Origin of the sequence: Nocardia sp. NPDC051052 (assembly GCF_044456045.1) — a bacterium.
Lineage (GTDB): Bacteria > Actinomycetota > Actinomycetes > Mycobacteriales > Mycobacteriaceae > Nocardia.
Genome location: NZ_JBITFL010000045.1, coordinates 1 through 2,465 on the forward strand (window position 1 = coordinate 1; position 2,465 = coordinate 2,465).

Annotated in this window: 2 protein-coding genes; both read right to left on the bottom strand. The window is 60.9% G+C overall.

Translation table 11 applies throughout. From position 1 onward, the window contains the following. Window positions 1–1,814, bottom strand: a 1,814-nt coding sequence (locus tag ACIBCN_RS44470; RefSeq protein ID WP_396998923.1) for a type I polyketide synthase, incomplete at its 3' end; no start/stop codon positions are given. A gap of 18 nt (window positions 1,815–1,832) precedes the next feature. Next, window positions 1,833–2,465, bottom strand: a 633-nt coding sequence (locus ACIBCN_RS44475; RefSeq protein ID WP_396998924.1) for an acyl carrier protein, incomplete at its 5' end; no start/stop codon positions are given.

Consider the following 2,465-nt stretch of genomic DNA (forward strand, 5'->3'; position numbering starts at 1 on the left):
CCGTCGACTGACTGCTCACGCAATTGCACATCCAGCAACGCTATGACCTCATCAAAAGCCTGCGCGAACACCGGGAACTCGGCATACAACCCCCGCCCCATCCCCAACCACTGCCCACCCTGCCCCGGAAACACCAACACCGTCTTCCCCGAACCCGAAACACCCTCCCCAGAAACCACATTCACATCCGGGCGACCCTCAGACAAGGCGGTCAAACCCGCAAGCAACCGCTCCCGATCCACCCCCGAAACCACCGCACAATACTCAAACCGCGACCGCCCCAACAACGACCACCCCACATCCGACACCGACACCCCAGCACCGGAACCCTCAGCTATGAATCCCGCCAACCGCTCCGCCGACGACCGCAACGCTTGCTCAGACCGCGCCGACAACACCCACGGCACCACCCCACCCACAACCGAATCCAACCCCGGTGCAACGTTATCCGGCTCCGTCTCAACTGCCTCCGGTGCTTGCTCGAGGATGACGTGTGCATTGGTCCCACTGATCCCAAATGACGACACACCCGCCCGACGTACCCGCCCCGTCTCCGGCCACACAGTCGATTCGGTCAACAACGACACCGCACCCGAAGACCAATCCACATGCGAAGAAGGCGCATCCACGTGCAACGTCTTCGGCAACACACCGTGCCGCATCGCCAGCACCATCTTCATCACACCAGCCACACCAGCCGCCGCCTGCGTATGACCAATATTCGACTTCAACGAACCCAACCACAACGGCCGATCCACCGGCCGGCCCTGACCGTAGGTCGCCAGCAACGCCTGCGCCTCGATCGGATCACCCAGACGAGTGCCGGTGCCATGCGCCTCGATAGCATCCACTTCTGAAGCCGACAAACCAGCGTTCTCCAGGCAACGTGTGATCATTCGCTCCTGCGACGGACCATTGGGCGCGGTCAATCCATTCGACGCGCCATCCTGATTCACCGCCGAACCCCGTACTAAGGCAAGGATTTCGTGACCGCGGCGCTGTGCATCCGATAGCCGTTCCAGCACGAGTACGCCCGCCCCCTCGGCCCATCCGGTGCCATCGGCCGCCTCCGCAAACGGCTTACAACGCCCATCGGCGGCCAGGCCCCTCTGCCGCGAAAACTCCACAAAGATCTCCGGAGTCGCCATCACCGTCACACCGCCCGCGAGTGCCAACGAGCATTCCCCCGAGCGCAGCGCCTGGGCTGCCTGATGCAGGGCAACAAGGCTCGACGAGCACGCCGTATCGATCGAAACCGCCGGACCCTCCAAACCCAATACATACGAAACACGACCGGATACAATCGCACCCGAACTGCTGTTGTTCGGATAGTCGTGATGCGCTACACCGGCAAAGACGCCGGTAGCGCTGCCCCGCAATGAATCCGGGTCTATACCTGCGTGTTCCAATGCCTCCCAAGCGGTTTCGAGTAGGACCCTTTGCTGCGGGTCCATTCCGACCGCTTCGCGGGGGCTGATTCCGAAGAACCCCGCATCGAATTCTGCAGCGTCATATAGGAAACCGCCCTGCCGTACATACGTCTTGCCCGCCGCACCAGGTTCGGGATCGAACATCGCCTCCACATCCCAGCCCCGATCGGCCGGGAACCCGCCGACCGAGTCCCGCTCCTCGATCAGCAACCGCCACAACTCATCCGGCGAATACACCCCGCCAGGGAACCGGCAACCCATGCCTATGATCGCAATCGGCTCCGACGCCTTCGCCCGAAGCTTGCGGTTATCTTTTTTCAGGGCTTCGTTGGTGCGTGCGGAAATTCGCAACGCGTTTGTGAGTTCCTCGATAGATAATGCCACGATATCTCCCCGAAAGCCCTAATCAATTCTATTATCGACAACGTGCTGAATTAATGCTTCGATGTCCATGTCGTCAGTCGACTCGGCATCGACTTCGACTGGATACATCGGTACGTTCACTACCTGATCGAGCAAACTATCGAGTACTCCGATTCTGCTGAGTTCGCTCAGTGGAACCGTTGAAAGATAATCTCGGATCCGCGCCTCATCGATATCGCTGCCGCCTGTCCGCAGATTCGACATCCCGTTCATCCGCTGGACCAGATATCGGGCCACCGCCCGGGGAGTCGGATAGTCGAAGACCAGCGTCGCCGGTAGCCGCTGTCCGACAACAACGTTGAGCCGGTTGCGGACCTCGACGGCGGTCAGTGAATCGAAGCCCAGCTCTCGAAAATTGCGGTCGGCGTGGATCGACTCCGCACTGTCGTGAGCGAGAACGAGCGCGGCCTGATCACGCACGATGTCCAACACCACGTCCACTCCCTCGAGCTCCGACAACGCGGCGATCCGCTGCATCAGCTGCGAAATTGCGCCCGTGTCTTCGGAATCGCGTGATTGCACCACCGCACCAATCAACGGATGATCCGAACCCGACAACCCCAACCCCGACACATCCCCACCACCCACCGGATCAAGCCAATACCGGCGACG